At 58.0% G+C, this 13762-nt stretch carries 22 protein-coding genes; 2 read left to right on the top strand and 20 right to left on the bottom strand.

Annotation, left to right across the window (positions count from 1 at the left end):
• Positions 1 to 3: 3 nt before the first annotated feature.
• Entirely contained in the window at positions 4 to 711 is a 708-nt protein-coding gene (locus PMI36_RS02745; RefSeq protein WP_008075763.1) for a hypothetical protein, read from the bottom strand.
• A 180-nt stretch (positions 712 to 891) separates the two neighbouring features.
• On the opposite strand from PMI36_RS02745, the gene PMI36_RS02740 reads away from it, so the two are divergent.
• On the top strand, positions 892 to 1488 hold the full coding sequence (locus tag PMI36_RS02740; RefSeq protein WP_008075764.1) for a hypothetical protein: 597 nt from the start codon (positions 892 to 894) through the stop codon (positions 1486 to 1488).
• A 43-nt stretch (positions 1489 to 1531) separates the two neighbouring features.
• On the opposite strand, the gene PMI36_RS02735 is transcribed toward PMI36_RS02740, so the two are convergent.
• Genes PMI36_RS02735 through PMI36_RS02720 form a run of 4 tightly spaced genes read right to left on the bottom strand, consistent with a single transcriptional unit; the run spans position 1532 to position 6149 of the window.
• Positions 1532 to 2617, bottom strand: a complete 1086-nt coding sequence (locus PMI36_RS02735; protein ID WP_008075766.1) for a minor capsid protein — start codon at positions 2615 to 2617, stop codon at positions 1532 to 1534.
• Positions 2592 to 4052 (bottom strand): DUF4055 domain-containing protein, encoded by a 1461-nt coding sequence (locus PMI36_RS02730; RefSeq protein ID WP_008075767.1) that lies wholly within the window; start codon positions 4050 to 4052, stop codon positions 2592 to 2594. The genes PMI36_RS02735 and PMI36_RS02730 overlap by 26 nt, the downstream gene beginning before the upstream one ends.
• Positions 4052 to 5539, bottom strand: coding sequence for a hypothetical protein (locus PMI36_RS02725; protein WP_008075769.1), 1488 nt, complete (start codon positions 5537 to 5539; stop codon positions 4052 to 4054). Before PMI36_RS02725 ends, PMI36_RS02730 begins: the two co-directional genes overlap by 1 nt.
• Before the next feature lies 1 nt (position 5540).
• Positions 5541 to 6149: a hypothetical protein gene (locus PMI36_RS02720; protein WP_008075771.1), complete on the bottom strand. Its 609-nt coding sequence runs from the start codon at positions 6147 to 6149 to the stop codon at positions 5541 to 5543.
• A gap of 76 nt (positions 6150 to 6225) precedes the next feature.
• Between PMI36_RS02720 and PMI36_RS02715 the strand changes: the two genes are divergently transcribed.
• Positions 6226 to 6432, top strand: a complete 207-nt coding sequence (locus tag PMI36_RS02715; RefSeq protein WP_008075773.1) for a hypothetical protein — start codon at positions 6226 to 6228, stop codon at positions 6430 to 6432.
• Between the two features lie 31 nt (positions 6433 to 6463).
• Here the strand turns inward: PMI36_RS02715 and PMI36_RS02710 are convergent, their stop codons facing one another.
• From PMI36_RS02710 to PMI36_RS31075, 15 genes are all read right to left on the bottom strand, one after another.
• Complete coding sequence (locus tag PMI36_RS02710; RefSeq protein WP_008075775.1) at positions 6464 to 6718, bottom strand: hypothetical protein; 255 nt, start codon at positions 6716 to 6718, stop codon at positions 6464 to 6466.
• A complete protein-coding gene (locus tag PMI36_RS02705) occupies positions 6719 to 6907 on the bottom strand; it encodes a hypothetical protein (protein WP_008075777.1) in 189 nt (62 codons plus the stop codon).
• Positions 6907 to 7137, bottom strand: coding sequence for an Acb2/Tad1 domain-containing protein (locus PMI36_RS02700; protein ID WP_008075780.1), 231 nt, complete (start codon positions 7135 to 7137; stop codon positions 6907 to 6909). Before PMI36_RS02700 ends, PMI36_RS02705 begins: the two co-directional genes overlap by 1 nt.
• A gap of 59 nt (positions 7138 to 7196) precedes the next feature.
• The gene (locus PMI36_RS30125; protein WP_157214985.1) at positions 7197 to 7664 is read right to left on the bottom strand and encodes a DUF2514 family protein; all 468 of its coding nucleotides are present in this window, start codon (positions 7662 to 7664) and stop codon (positions 7197 to 7199) included.
• Positions 7665 to 7690: 26 nt separating this feature from the next.
• Positions 7691 to 8035 carry a hypothetical protein gene (locus PMI36_RS02695; protein ID WP_008075792.1) on the bottom strand — a complete coding sequence of 115 codons (345 nt, stop codon included), beginning with the start codon at positions 8033 to 8035 and terminating at the stop codon, positions 7691 to 7693.
• Complete coding sequence (locus PMI36_RS02690; RefSeq protein WP_008075793.1) at positions 8032 to 8364, bottom strand: hypothetical protein; 333 nt, start codon at positions 8362 to 8364, stop codon at positions 8032 to 8034. The genes PMI36_RS02695 and PMI36_RS02690 overlap by 4 nt, the downstream gene beginning before the upstream one ends.
• Before the next feature lie 136 nt (positions 8365 to 8500).
• Entirely contained in the window at positions 8501 to 8959 is a 459-nt protein-coding gene (locus PMI36_RS02685) for a DUF2158 domain-containing protein (RefSeq protein ID WP_008075794.1), read from the bottom strand.
• 185 nt (positions 8960 to 9144) lie between these two features.
• A complete protein-coding gene (locus PMI36_RS02680; RefSeq protein WP_008075795.1) occupies positions 9145 to 9822 on the bottom strand; it encodes a hypothetical protein in 678 nt (225 codons plus the stop codon).
• Complete coding sequence (locus PMI36_RS02675) at positions 9819 to 10394, bottom strand: recombination protein NinG (protein WP_008075796.1); 576 nt, start codon at positions 10392 to 10394, stop codon at positions 9819 to 9821. The genes PMI36_RS02680 and PMI36_RS02675 overlap by 4 nt, the downstream gene beginning before the upstream one ends.
• The gene (locus PMI36_RS02670; RefSeq protein WP_008075797.1) at positions 10391 to 10861 is read right to left on the bottom strand and encodes a hypothetical protein; all 471 of its coding nucleotides are present in this window, start codon (positions 10859 to 10861) and stop codon (positions 10391 to 10393) included. The genes PMI36_RS02675 and PMI36_RS02670 overlap by 4 nt, the downstream gene beginning before the upstream one ends.
• A 2-nt stretch (positions 10862 to 10863) precedes the next feature.
• Positions 10864 to 11670, bottom strand: coding sequence for an ATP-binding protein (locus tag PMI36_RS02665; protein WP_008075798.1), 807 nt, complete (start codon positions 11668 to 11670; stop codon positions 10864 to 10866).
• Positions 11660 to 12529 carry a replication protein gene (locus PMI36_RS02660; RefSeq protein ID WP_008075799.1) on the bottom strand — a complete coding sequence of 290 codons (870 nt, stop codon included), beginning with the start codon at positions 12527 to 12529 and terminating at the stop codon, positions 11660 to 11662. The genes PMI36_RS02665 and PMI36_RS02660 overlap by 11 nt, the downstream gene beginning before the upstream one ends.
• A gap of 171 nt (positions 12530 to 12700) precedes the next feature.
• Positions 12701 to 13123, bottom strand: a complete 423-nt coding sequence (locus PMI36_RS02655) for a phage regulatory CII family protein (protein WP_008075800.1) — start codon at positions 13121 to 13123, stop codon at positions 12701 to 12703.
• Positions 13124 to 13310: 187 nt separating this feature from the next.
• Positions 13311 to 13502 (bottom strand): hypothetical protein, encoded by a 192-nt coding sequence (locus tag PMI36_RS31650; RefSeq protein WP_008075801.1) that lies wholly within the window; start codon positions 13500 to 13502, stop codon positions 13311 to 13313.
• 21 nt (positions 13503 to 13523) lie between these two features.
• A complete protein-coding gene (locus PMI36_RS31075) occupies positions 13524 to 13727 on the bottom strand; it encodes a hypothetical protein (protein WP_008075802.1) in 204 nt (67 codons plus the stop codon).
• Positions 13728 to 13762: the final 35 nt, after the last annotated feature.

A 13762-nucleotide genomic window follows, 5' to 3' on the forward strand; every position in this document is an offset into this window, starting at 1 on the left:
TCCTTACTTGAGAGGGAGATCAGAGAACCGGCTAGCGATCGCTGCCTGTCGTTCTTCCTTGGTGCCGCCGATATTGCCTTTTGCGGCCCCGCCGCCACCTCCAGCACCGCTGGCCCCGCCACCGGATGCTTTGCTACCCGCGATCAACGGCGCGAAGGCCGTGTCGTTTGCGAATTCTGCTTTCAGCTCATCCAGCGTTGCCGCCGAGAGCTTGCCCTGCTGGTCGAGTACGACCACAACAGGCTTCCCGTCGCGCTGTTCGACGCTCAGACGGCGCTCGATGTGCGGCAACAGGGCTTTGGCGCTGCCTGGGATTGCCAGCGCAGACGCGATATCAGTAGCGGTACGGCCGACAGTCAGATCCCGGATCTGCGCGCTCAGCGTTCCACGCTCCTGCTCCAGCGTGCCGTTCAGCTCAGCTTCGCGGCGGTTGTATTTTTCGGACCATGAACGCTCGAGCTCTTCGACGTTGCCGGACTTACGGGCATTCTCTTCACGCTCCAGGCGCGCCTGATCTTCAGCGTCCTTGCGCGCCTTGTCGGCAGCCTTCTTCTCGTCCAGCAGTTCCTGAACCTTGGATTTCAGGCCCGAGACATCTTCGGGTTGCGGCAGACCTTCAATGCCGAGTACGAACTTGCCGTCCTTCTCGGTGTAAAGAGCGCGCACGGTTTCGTCGACACCATCCAGGCTGTCCAGTTGGAATTTCAGCATTGTTTGTCTCCCAGAGACGTAGGTGCAGGCCCTGCCTGCGGGTTCTGCCTGTTAAGAGGCGATGTTGTAGAGGGATCCGCCCAGAAGGAGCGATATAAACCTTGAAGGAGTACTCCCTGAGCGATATAGTTTGCTCATGGAGTGAAATTAATCACTCCTTAAGCGACCCTGGAGGTCAAAATGCAAAACCATCAAGTCATCTATGATGCGAACAAAAAACCACTTTTCGTCGTCATCCCGTACGACGACGAGTACAAGCGGGCATTCGGAATTGAGCCATCGCTGGCTGCGATGAGCTCCGACTACGAAATCCCGCTGACGATCACCCTGCCAAACGCTGGGGCCGGTGCAACTATTGACCTTCCACGATTCGTCGAATACTGGGTGCGCTGTGGAATCCAAAGCCTTCCTATCAACAAGCGTGCCAAACCGCTTCGTGAATTCGAAGGCCGGGAGCGGTTCTCGCTCGAAGCTCTGATTCGGACCTGCTTCATCACCGAGCCGTATCGGAACACCATGCAGGCGGTCAACGAGGTTACAGACCAGTTGATCAACACCGGCCTATTTCGCGAGGTGCGCTTCAATCAGGCACAATTGCTTCCTGGAAAAATCTTCGATCGTGAGCAAGCCATCCTGCAGGCCGAGATCCAGCCATACTCGCGGACTGTGAACTGCCTCGAAATCGTCTACGAAAAAGCAGCCGAGTTCTGCAAGCAGCATCCGATTCCGAAAGACAGCAAAATCGACTCCCGGTGGTTTAATCGAGATCGCCCTTGATTCCTTGAGGTGGGCGTTGCTGAGCAACCCCGCCGCTCGTTTCTCAGAGACCAGCGCTGTAGAAAGCAAGCGGCTCGAGCTTTTTCATCTCCAATAGAGTCAGCGGTGCAAAATTGCGATCAAGCTGCAACTCGGCGAAGCGCTCGACGTTCAGCCCTCCCTCCCGGAACAGCTTCGCCCGAACCGGCCCGATAGCCTTGTCCTGAAACGCCGCCGGCTGTTGCTTGAGCCAGTCGTAATAGCTGAGGTCTGCCCTCACCTGCTGGGCGCCTCTGTCGCCGATGGATGCCCGGGTGGCGTCCTTGGCGAACAGAGCGCTGAAGCGCGTCACCGCCACCACCGTTGAACGGCAGTTGATGTGGATCGGCGGCCGCGGCCCCTCGGTCAACTTGAAGCGCTGCTTGTCGAGGGACCGGCACTGACTGGTGGTCTTCGTGTCCAGGGTGCTGACCCACTCCACCGCCTGCACGACATCAGAGTTCTCTTTCAGCGTTTCCATGCGCGCCTGGGTGGCGACGTGCTGCACCGCTGTCCGAACCACGGCGCCGGCGTTCCGGTTGGTCGTGGCCAAGATGCCGTCGTTGTACTGAAGCGCCTTAGTCCCGCGAATGTTCTTGATGATCTGGAAGTTCGTTTGGCCTTCGAAGAAGCCCTGCCGGATCGCACCAGTGAGTCGTTGTCGCTCGGCGGCGGTGAAGCCATCAATGAACGACTTGAGCAGCTTGCCGCCATCCGCACCGCGCACGCTGAGCGGATTGGTGAGGATGGCCGCCCTGATTGCAGCAGCGCCAGGCACAGCGGCATTAAACGAGACGCCCACCGGTGCCGCCCGAGTCAGGCTGGTCGCTTCGAACTCAGCCTCATAGTTCGCAATATCCACCAGATCGAGGTTCAGCTTGTCGCTGTAGCGGTTGAAGATGCCCAGCAGCAGGCCGTCCACTTCACTCAGCAGCCGCTCCAGCCTGACGATGGTGTAATCCGTCAGGTCGGTCCGGGTCAGCCGCTCACGAATCGAGCGGTCAATCTCCTTGAGGAAAGGCCCAAACTTCGCGACCTCCCCCGACTTAAGTTGCTCGAGGAAAACGGCATGCCGGATCGTGGCATCAAGGATTGCTTGGTTTGCCGCCATTCGGGATTACCTCGTCGTCATCCAAGTCGATCACTGGATTCTCTGTTTCCAGTTCGTCGCGGATCTGATCGTCGGTCTTCTCTGGATCGATCACCCCCCGATCGCGCAGGTACTGCCAGAAATCGCCCGCCGGCAACTTGCCGCCCTGCACTGCGTTGAACAGTGCGGAAAGGATCGTTGCGTCCAGGGTGATCTGGCTGAAGTCCTGATTGAGCTTGTAGAGGGTTTCGCCCGGAGCATTCACGAACTCAGCCATCCAGACCAGACACTGGCTGTAGGCCTCGCTGACGTTGCTCACTACCAGCGACAGGACACTGTGTTCCGCGGCGCTGTCGTTATCGGCCTGGGTCGCGGTCTTCACCGCGCTACCGCGCTCGATCAGCCGGGCACCGAGCGACACCATGTCCTCTTTCTTGGCGTCCATGGCCTCTTTGACGAGGGTGTTCGGCTCAGGCTGAGCAAAGCCACACGATCCATTGGCCGGCAGCGTCAGTGGAGCGCGGGAGCCGACGTAGATGCCGTTCGCTTCCAGGTGATCGCGCCAAGCCTCATCGAGTCCGGAAATCCAGAACTGTGGCTGACCCGAGAACCACACCGAATCCTCGTAGTCCGCGCTGTTGCAGTAATGGCCGATGTTCAGCACGGCCATGTCGTACAGCGGCGAATCGTCGATGCTGGTGTCGTTGTTCTCGCTGCCGAGGAACTGGAACGGAATCAGCTTCCACGGATGACCAAGGCCATTCAGCGGAGTGAAAGACGCGATGACCATCGTTGTTTCGCTGCTGCTCTCTTCCCAGACTTCCTGCGTGTAGATGCCGGCCTCGTCGAGGCGAAGCACTCTGTATTGCACGACCTTGTCACTGCCGAAACCGTCATCCGTATCTTTGTCGGCCTCTTCGCGCAGGACAACCAGGCTCAGCAGGTGTTGGCCTCCGACCTTGCGAGTTTTCCAGTTCCTGATGGCTTCGGCCGGGTAGCTGGCAACGCTTGCCCGGGCCCGGCCTGCTTGTTCGTCAGCCCTGCTCACGGTACCGGCTTCGACGGCGGCGTAATCCACCAGCAGACCATGGCGGCCGACTTCGAGCAGATGCCCAATGACCGATTGCGATTGCTGATAGACGCTTACGCCCTGCCCGTCGATGTCCTTCGACACGTAGTCGAGTGCGCCAGGGACGGTCAGTGTTGGCCAGGTACGGAACACTGCCCCCACCAGACTGTGTTTAGTCCGGCCGGTCGCGTTGTAGAACACGGCGCGTTGCTTATAGCCCTTGTAGCGGTCCCTGTTCTCGGCGCTGGTGTCATGTTCATTTGGCTTCGGCAGATAAACATCGCCTCGGGCCTTGACCGTTTCGGAGCCTTTGCACACGTCGCGCACCAGCCGCCAACGGGACTGTGCCGCGTCGTATTCCGGGCGGGTGTAGGTGACGTCTGCCATTAGCGTGCGAATCCCATTTTGATTGATTTGACCGGCTTCCTTGCGCTCTTGGCGACAGCGAAGTACCGGAATCCGTCGGAGCCGTGAGACGTCCAGTCGTGAAGCGGTTTGTCTTTCCAGCAGCCGCGCTTGTCGTCCCACTCCTTGCGGTAGTTCTCAAGACAGGCGATGCCTTCCTCGCATTTGGACTCGTCGAAGGCGCACTTGGGCAGGATCTCGCGAGCCTGTTCAATGCCATCGTTGATACCGAGCTTGGGAACGACCTGGAACGTCATGCAGTACTTCTGCCCGTCGATGTCGTAGCCCTCACGGGCCAGTTCTCGGCGGGTCTTTGCATCGCTGCCGAACTCGCGGTTATCGATGTCATGCGGCCCCCAATGCTCTGAATACGTGTAGCCACGATCCTTCAGCACCTTCATGTAGTGGCGCAGACCTTCGCCCGAGTTCTCGTAGTAATCGATGATGTGATATTCCTCGCCGACCTGACGCACGAACCAGATGGCCGTGGAGTCGCCGACGCCGATATCCCAGAAAGTCATCACCGGCAAATGGCTGTTGTTCGGCAGCACACCCACGCGCTGACTGGCGTAAAGCTTGGTGAACTGCTGGGCGTAGTAGGCGCCCTCAATCGACTGCTGGAAGGCTTCGGCCGGCAGAGACGGGTATTCCCGCTTCATGTCGTCGCCGAGTGTCTTCTCCTTGGCCGCGTACCAGGCGCGTTGACCGTCGTTCGTGACGATCCCGTGCTTGGCGTGCAACTCGTTGAAGTAATCGGTCAGGCGCTGCGGGATTACCACGTCAGTGGGGGCAAGCCAGTAGGCTTTGTTCTTCCACCAACTGAAAAAGAAGAACTTCCAGTCCAGCAAGCCAAGAGGCACGCCGGCCAGTTGTTGGCGCTCAGCACTCTGCGAGTAATCGAAGAAGTAGCCGGCCCGGCCCTCCGCCGTCGACTCAATCGTGACGAAACAATCGGTGGCCACAGCCTCGAATGCACCGGTGACGATCTCTCTGGCCTTGTGTGGAAACTTGGCGCAGATCTTCCCGAACTCAGACACATGCAGGTAACGCAGCGTGCCACCTCGGAACGACGTGGAAACGTAGAGCGAGCCGCCTTTGCTGAACACCAGCTCACCGGCAGCGTCGTTACTCGCCGGGTTGGCTGCGCGGATCTCGGCCGGTAGGTTGTCGTAGGCGTACTTCACTTTCTCCCGGAACAGGCGCTTGGCGTCGTTCAGGGTGTGAGCGATCAACGCGCACTTGGCCGACTCGAACAGAGCCGCGTCCAACTGGATGATGCAGCACTCAGTGGTGAAGCCGAGCTGCCGAGCCTTCAGGATGATGTTGCGGGTGTGCATCCCATCGAAGTACTCGAGCTGCTCGTCCGTCATCCGGAAGCGGACCTTCTTGCCCTGCTTGTCCGTGATGAAGTAGAGATTGTTCAGGCGCCAACGCTTGTCCCGGAGCAGCTTCAAGTGCTCGGGCTTCATGTCAGGCTTCCTTCGATAGATCGTCCATCAGTTTCGATAGCTCGTCGGCATCGTTGCCGCCAGTCTTGGTGTCGAGGTCGTAGGCTTGGCGCTCCAGGGAGATCAGGGTCTTCAGCGTCTCGGCCATTTCCTTCATCGTCTTGGAGCGACCAGGTAGATCGATGATCTTCTGGTACAGGTCGTTGCGCTTGTCCTGCCCGTTGTCGTCTTCGGAGCGCATCAGCTCGCCCAACTCTTCAAACAGGTGGCGGTTGTCAGTCAGGCTTTCCAGCTCATCCAGCAGTTTGTTTGTGAGGCGCCGGCCGCGCGAGATGTCGCCGCGGTGAGCCATGCGGATGTTGGCAATGACCTCAGCGTTGACCTCAATGATCTCCCGCTCGGTTTCCACCGATTTGCTGGCAACCTGTGTGGCAACCTCTCGTTTGGCAACCAGTGAATCAGCCTTCGCCTTGATCTTCGCCTTAAGGTCTCGCTCCCATCCGTTCGCCTTGGCGCGCTTCTGGATAGCGGTGTGAGAGACACCACAGGAGGCAGCGATCTCTCTTACGGAAAGCAATCCAGCCCGGTAGGCGCGTTCGATTGCCTCCCAGTCGGGCTGCTTGGTTGTCATTGGAATTCTCTGATACTTGAAATAGTGGCGCGTTGCCGGTATTGGTGAGACTCAACTCATCAGCAAGGAAAGCAACATGTCTGAATTGGCAAAAAACGTGACCAGCGCCAGCCCAAAAAAAACTAATGAGGAACACTACCGCGCTTATGCTGTAGCCGCTGCACTTGAGGTGATTGCGGGATACGTGGCATCAGGCCTGTCGGTGAACTTAGAGTCGGAGATGGAAAGTCTCTCAAGCTATGCTGACAAAATCCAAGAAGCGCTGAAGGTCAACGCAGAGTGATTCATCAGTGCCGCACTCACCTGCGGCACATCTACCCTTCCCCGCCATCCAGCAGCACATCAATCAACTTCTGCTCACCCAGACGCATGGCACCCAAGCACTGCAGGTCGTCACACTTAGGCCCCAGCCCGAACACAGTGACCTCGCCTTTTGGGCCGATCAGGGTCAGAGCACCAACAGAACAATGCGGATGCACACCGGCATCGAGATCATCAGCAATCTTGCGCAGGGTCTTGGCGGCGTCGCGCCAGTCCTCTCGTTTGAATTCCACAACCTTGACGGTCACTCAACTCACCATGATGTTGGTCTGCGTCAGGGCGTGCCCGTGCAAGAGAGACACGACCAATCCTTGAGGGAGGCCGGCAGCCTTGGCAGCGTCAATCGCTTTGGCGATGGCGCTATCCAGTTCAGTCACTGCCTGGTTGATGGCGGGGCTCAGCGGCAGAGCGTGATGTAGCCGAGTCACCTTGCTCATCAGCTGAACGGATCAGCAGGTTTGGCGATCGAGCGTACGAACCACATGAAACCTTGTTGCAAGTTCGTCTTGGCAAGGGCCAGCAGGCGTGGATCGACACCGTCAATCTGGCCGATTTGCTTGAACAGTTCACCGGCGTCAGCTTCAAGCGCCTTGATGGAGTTCATGCCGTCAATTTCCGATTGAGTCAGGTCGCGATAGCCAGTGATTTTCTTGTGCTGATTGTCCATTGTGATTCCCTCGTCGCAGGTTGCGACACAATTTGATGATTCGCGAAACGTGTCGCGGACTACTTGATGTTCTGGGCGGCCGTATATGCCGCCTCACACGCAAAGCCAGCTATTCGGCTTCGGTCAAGCGCTTCTGCCAGGCTTCCCGCTGTTTCGTCAGCGCTTCTACGCAGGTCGGCAAGCAGAACTGTAAGGTCGGCTCTTGCCTTGCTTCCGCTGGCAACCTCGGCAGTACAGGACTTTCGACTGGCAACGAGGTCGGTGATTTGCTGCTGCAAGCTGCGAGCCCGGCCATCAGCAATAGCAACGGCAGCCGTAACGTGTTCAGTCTTGGCTTTCGCATCGTCGGAGACTCGGTTGATGTCATCAGTGATTTGGTGTTGCAGGCGCAGTGTGTTGCCAAGGGAAGTCACCCGAGCATTGGCCGTGTCGCGCTCAGCCACTACGAGCGCGCGATCAGCCTTCACGCTATCCAGCCGCCACGAGAGGTAGCCGATGGATGCGAGCGCAGCCAGAACAACCCACATCCAGATCGGGACCATCCGAAGAAGAGTCACGGGTTCTTTCTCTCTGCTGCCTTGCCGACCTTGTCGCAGGTCATGCAGTGCTCGCAGTTCAGCGTTCGGCAGAGCCACGCTTTCACCGGCTGCCAGTACGTGACCATGAAGATGTGGCGCACGCCGGCCAGGGCCAGAGACACATGCAGCGTCAGTCCTGCGGTGGTCGGACCGAAGAAGATGTTCTGACTCCGAACCATCACCACAAAACCGCTGATGGCGATCGTCGAGTAGATCAGCTTCCCAAGGATGCCGTCCCTCACCTTCCCGCTCAGTACGCACCAGGTGGCCCACAGCGAAATCAGACCTACCGCGATGGAGTTGATCAGTTCGTAATTCATGGTGGATTGCCTCCCCCGAACCGCTGGCGAATGAACGCCCAGAGGTCAGCGGCTTTAATAGCCCGGGTGATCGCAGCAATCAGCGATCCGCCGAAGGTGCCGAGTAGGAAGCCGATACCGGCAACGCTTCGAGGCTCGACGACGCCGAGGTAGGTGCTGACCAAACCCGTCAAGTAATGAGCGCAGGCAGCACCCGAGAAAATGAAGATCACCCAGGCTTTCCGGTCTACCAGGTCGTCCCGGTGCCACCAACTCGCAGCGATTGCCCCGAGCAGCCCAGCTGTGAACCATGTATCCAACCTGTCGAGCAGGCGGTAGAGAAGCTCCATGCGCTCGACTCCGTTGGCATGACGTGAATTGAATCAGCTCCAGCAGCACTCCCAGCTCAGAGCGATGGGTGTGGCGGAGCCGAAAACGAAAAAGCCCCAGCAAATGCCAGGGCTTTTAATTGAAACTAAAGATCTTCTAGATCGGCTTAACGGTGCCAATTTCAAACTCACCGCGCACCTCTTTCTTGCCGCTCACCCACCTGCATCCAACGAGATCATGCCGAGTTGATCCATTAGTTCTAGCGATGTTCCCGCCAAAGGCCACTGCAACACTGAAATCCTTGGGTCCACAGCGATCAACTACCATGCGCGGACCACCCGAAGCGAGTTCGACCGGTTCACCCTCTCGGGGGTTGTAGAACTCAGTGGACTTCACGAACTGTAGGTCAGTTTTTTTTATTTTATTTCTCTTCAATTCAGTTTTTTCAAACCACTTGCACTCGACATAATCGTTGCTCATGGTCTGCGGCGCCGCCATTCGTCCCGTGACCCCAAGCGCCCCCCCCACAGGAACCGGACCAGCATTGATCACAGTCATAAGTTGGTTGGTTAATGTGTAACGTACAACATCGCCCAGCTTCAATGCTTCGCTCATTAGTGAGCCTCCTTGTTAGCTCAACCCAATATGAGGGTTGAAACAAGAAATTCAAGCTCCCTAGTAACCGCGAACGCATCCATTAAAAAACCCGGTGCTTGGCCGGGTTCAGATATTCGTGTGCGTGTTGCGTGAATTGCGCACTATGGGAAAAGTACGCGCAATTCCCCGTCACGTCAATATGATTATGCTGCCTCTTCTTCTTTTTCCGTGTGAATCACCTGCCAGACCGGTTGTTGAGCCTGAATATCCACTTCCTTGATGACTTCTTTCAGGGATTCCCACAGGTCCAGCCAATCACGCGTCCAGTTCTTCGGGTCGATGGTGACGCCGAAAAAGGTATTCATCTCTGCGGCGACTCGTGCCGGACCCCACTCAGCCGCCCCGACCACTTCCCCCTTGTACGATTGCAACGCCAGAGTCACCAGGTACTGCGCCTTCACGCGCTTGGCCGAAGTGAGGTCGGGCAACTTGGCATGGGCGGTGATCAGCAGCACAGCGTTCATGACGTGGCGCATGGTCATTGCCGGGTGGTAGAGGTAATGCCCGAACTGCTGCACCTGGAACGGCAGCGTGTCGATGGCGCGCAAGACCTTGCCGATGGTGGCCAGGTGCGCGGCGCGGGCGGTGGATCGGCCAATCGGCGTGCGGCGCGTCTCGCTGATGCTGATCTTCTGCCGAACGATCTGGATGCGCTCTTCTTTGTCGTCGCCCAGGGCGGCAAACACGGCCTCGTGGCGGCGCATTCGATTGCCGGCCTTCACCGGTGCCGATTCAGCCTTATCGATTGCCACAGCGCTGATCGACGCGTTCGATTCGTGCTGCGACTCAGTCCATACCTGTCTTGCGTTGATCAGCTTCATGCTGCTTCCTTTTTCAGTTCTTTGGTCTTCGCCAGGTAATCGGCCTTGATGTTTTTCAGGTCTTCAATGGTGTAGCGCTTCGGGTCGTGCGGTCCTTCGAGCCAATCCACCCTGTCGGCGCCGATGCGCTTCACCAGTTCGATGCGGTAATTCACGATGTCGCCGGACTTGTGCGTGTTGCATGGCGAGCATTGCCGGTGGCAGTTCAGCGGTTCGAATCGCAGCGCCGGATTACTCCCTACAGTCCGGTAATGCCCGGCGTCGTACTTGCCCTGGTGGTGTCGGCCGCAGCTGATGCACGGCAGAGCCGCGTCACGCTCACGAACCCAGGCGTTGAAAGCAGTCTGAGCCTCCTTCATGTACTGCCCTTTCGGCTTGATCCGATCTTTGGCTGCGCGGATCTCCTTGCGGCCAATATCGGCCAACGATTTGCGCGCTTTTTCTTCGTTTACGTGCTTGATGGCAAGGCCGCACTTTGGGCTGCACACAGACTGACCCAGGCGCTGCGGCGGGAAGCTGATGCCGCATGCAGGGTTCTTGCACTTCTTCGGCTTGGGTTGCTTGGCGATCATGCAGCCTCCTTGCTGAGTAGATCGGTGAAGACCACGCCTTGGCCGGTGAAGAACGTGGCGATGCGGTCGGTGTACTGGATGCCTTGGGCACGGTTGAACAGGCTGGTAACGGGGAAGCCGTCAGGGCCAAACAGCTTGCACTCACCCATCATGGCCAGCTTCTCCTCGTAGGGCAGATGACGCATGACCCGGTACCACGCTGCCTGGAACCCCGAGTCCTCGTTCAGCAGGATTTGCACCCCGAAGTGCAACTTGCAGTAACGCCGAGCGTCAGCCGCGTCGCCGATCTGGCTCATCTCAGCGATGCGCTTGTACATCCCAAACCACAGCGAGTTCTGATCAAGCGTGCGGTCCTTGCCCGGGCGCAGGGAGACCACGACGAACTTCTTGTCGCGGTACATGGTGGTCAGGCAGGTGATGGCCTCGGAGAGCTTGGCCTGGCTGTTGACGCTGATCTTGTCGGTCATGATCAAAACCCCTCCTTGCCGCGCTGAGATTCCCATTCGAACGGAATGACGATCACCCCGCCCTCCCGCAGACGATCCGCACACCGCTCGCCGATCGCGGCCGGCAATGCCTTGGCATCCAGATTGGAAACGATCACCGTCGGGCGCTGCTCCTCGTACCGGCCGTTGATGATTGCGAACAGCGTGGTCAGCTCGAAGTCGCTGGGCTTTTCCTTGCTGACGCCGATCTCATCGAGGATCAGCAGAGAGGGGCTGATGAGGCTCGACAAGATCTGGCTTTCACTCTGCTCGCTGGTCCGGTCGTAGCTGGCGCGAATCGCTTGCAGCACGGCGCCGACAGTGCGGTACACGGCGGTGGCGCTCGATCTGGCCATGATCTCGTTGGCGATCGCCACGGACAGGTGCGTTTTGCCCGTTCCCGGTTTCCCCAACAGCAATAGACAGCGGCCCGACTCGGCGATCTGCGAGAACTCGGTGGCATACCGGCGGCAGGTGTTCAGCGCTTTGTGCTGCTCGGCGGTGGTGGCCACGTAGCCTTCGAAGGTTTTGCCAGCGAAGCGCTTCGGGATCAGCGCTGAGCCAAGCTTGCGCTCCATGGCCATGCGGAGCATCAGCGCCTTGCTCTTACGCTCAGACTCTTCCGTCGCTATCTGGGCGATTCGAGAGCACTCAGGGCAACCGGTCTTCAGCTCGCGACCGATGACCGAGAAAATCTTCTGCTCGAACTCACCGTGGGTTTCGCATTCGGCGGGCTGGATGCGAGTTCCCGGCGGAAGCTCGGGGGTCGGTTGTACTGGTTCAGAACGCATAGCTACCGTCCTCCCGCTGGATTAGTCCGTCGGTGTAGTTGCGGTCAGCGAAGCCGGTGTGACGGCTCTGCGGGGCAGTTTTGGCAGAGGGTTGTTCAGCCAGGCGCTTGGCGATCCACTCGGCCTTGAAACCTTGCCATCCAGCGGACAGTGCCTCGGTCATGGCGGTCTTCACGTCGATCCCATGATCGGTCTTGCACTTAACCAGTTCGGCGTTTAGCGAATCCCAAACGGTCGCGGTGGTCGCGGCGCGCTTGGTCTTGCGCAGGGACAGCCAGTCGACCAGCAGTTGCTCAGGGATGGCGTTCGGGTTGTTGGCCAGCATCTGGATTTTGCCGAACGGCTTCTTGCGCTCAGGCTTCGGCGGAGCCAATTGCGCTTGGGGCGGATTAATCTCTTTCGAAGAAAGAGTTAATAGGGGTTCTTTCTTTGTATAAAGAAGGCAAGTTGCCGTTTTGGTCTCACTCGCCTCAGGTCTCAGTGAGACGATTTGGGCTGAGTGAGACGTTTTGGTCTCAGTGAGACGGTCAGGTTTTTCCTCATAGAAGGACCACTCGCGAATAGGGGAAATCCCGATATCACCTCGGCTTCCCCCTACCCGGAAAATGATTCGACGCTCAAGGAGATGACTGATCGCTTTCGACGTGACGTCTCGGCGCATGTTGGTCTGCTTGCCGATATCGTCGGCGGTCAGGCGCTTGGTTTCGAGTTGATAGCCGATGGTCTGCCGTGCAATGGCCATGAGAACGCGCAGTTCGCGCGCTGGCAGGTCAACCGTAGCCAAAGCCTCCATCAGGCTGTTGTCCATACGGGTGAATCCCCTGCTGCTGTTCAGCTGGATGATGTTGTCGGGGGTCATTGCTTGACTCCCTGAGAACGAGATTTGAGGCGCGACACGTTTTCGGAATTAACAAAACGTGTCGCAACATGGTTCGGGGTATTGCTTGAATTAAGCTGGCTCTGCATAATCGACGCTCTCTAGTTTCGCGAATCAGCCGACCTTCTCCGTCGGCTTTTTTGTGTCTGAAATTCAGGCAGCCTTCAGCGACTCGCGCAGCACGTGCAGCGCGTCAATTGCTTCCTGGATGGCTTTGTCGCCCTGGGCTTTTTCGTGCTGACTAATGTGGTTGTCTGCGGTGGCGTCGAAAATCAATCGGCCCACGTCGCCACACTCGGCGGTCAAGTGGCACAGAGCGACCATCAACGGCTTCGGTGCAGGGCGTTCACGCTCGACCAAGTCAAAGCCGAACTCGTTAGCCAGGGCCGACAGCGGACCTTTGTCGCCGGTGTGCAGCAAAATCCCGTACAGATGCTCGATGGTCAGGTGGTGAGCGTCGTTATCCGGGTTTGCGCGCTGGAGCAGGCTCACATGCGGAACACCCATCTTGGCGCTCAGCGACTTTGCTTCGTTGTCCTTGACCGCGTCGTGGCAGGCCCGCAGGAACTTGTCCATTCGTAAAACCTCGTTTCTGTTTCCGTGGTGGCGTAATGCCAACAAGGCGATCATTCGTTCATCAACTGATCAGGGACGAATCCATGACCTTCTCTTCTTCCAGTCCCGAACCAGGGACCAGCGCCAATCTTGAAAGCTGTTACCGACCTAACATTCCCGCTTTGCGGTCCCTAATAAGGGCTGTGAATCACCGCTTGGGAGGAAAGGCGACTACGTTGCTATTGGGTAAGGCGCTGTCGCAGATCGCTTTCTTGAGCCCTGGCATGGCCAGTCGCAAAAGCTCGGAGGCCAAAGCATCCGGGGTGATTCCGATCTCCGACGCCCATCGCGCCAGTTCTTCTGTTGCGCCCTTCCTGAGTTCAACCACTGCACTGGGCATGAAACCCCCTCTATGGCCTTCTCAGGCGCGTCTTTTCTCCAGCTCAAACGGAAGCTCTCCGAGCGTTCGCTTGACCTCAAGCGCGGCCTCGATGATTTCTCGGCTAAGCACGCTGTGTTGCAACTTCATGTCGCGAGCAACGTCCTTCAGTTCCTGAAAGACTTCATCATCGAGGCGCACCTTCACCTGGTGCTCGTGGCGGTGCGTTTTATCGTCGTAAGCCATAGGTTCACTTCCGCTTTCGGTGTGACTGGGCAGGG

This window comes from Pseudomonas sp. GM79 (assembly GCF_000282495.1).
In the GTDB taxonomy this organism is placed as follows: domain Bacteria; phylum Pseudomonadota; class Gammaproteobacteria; order Pseudomonadales; family Pseudomonadaceae; genus Aquipseudomonas.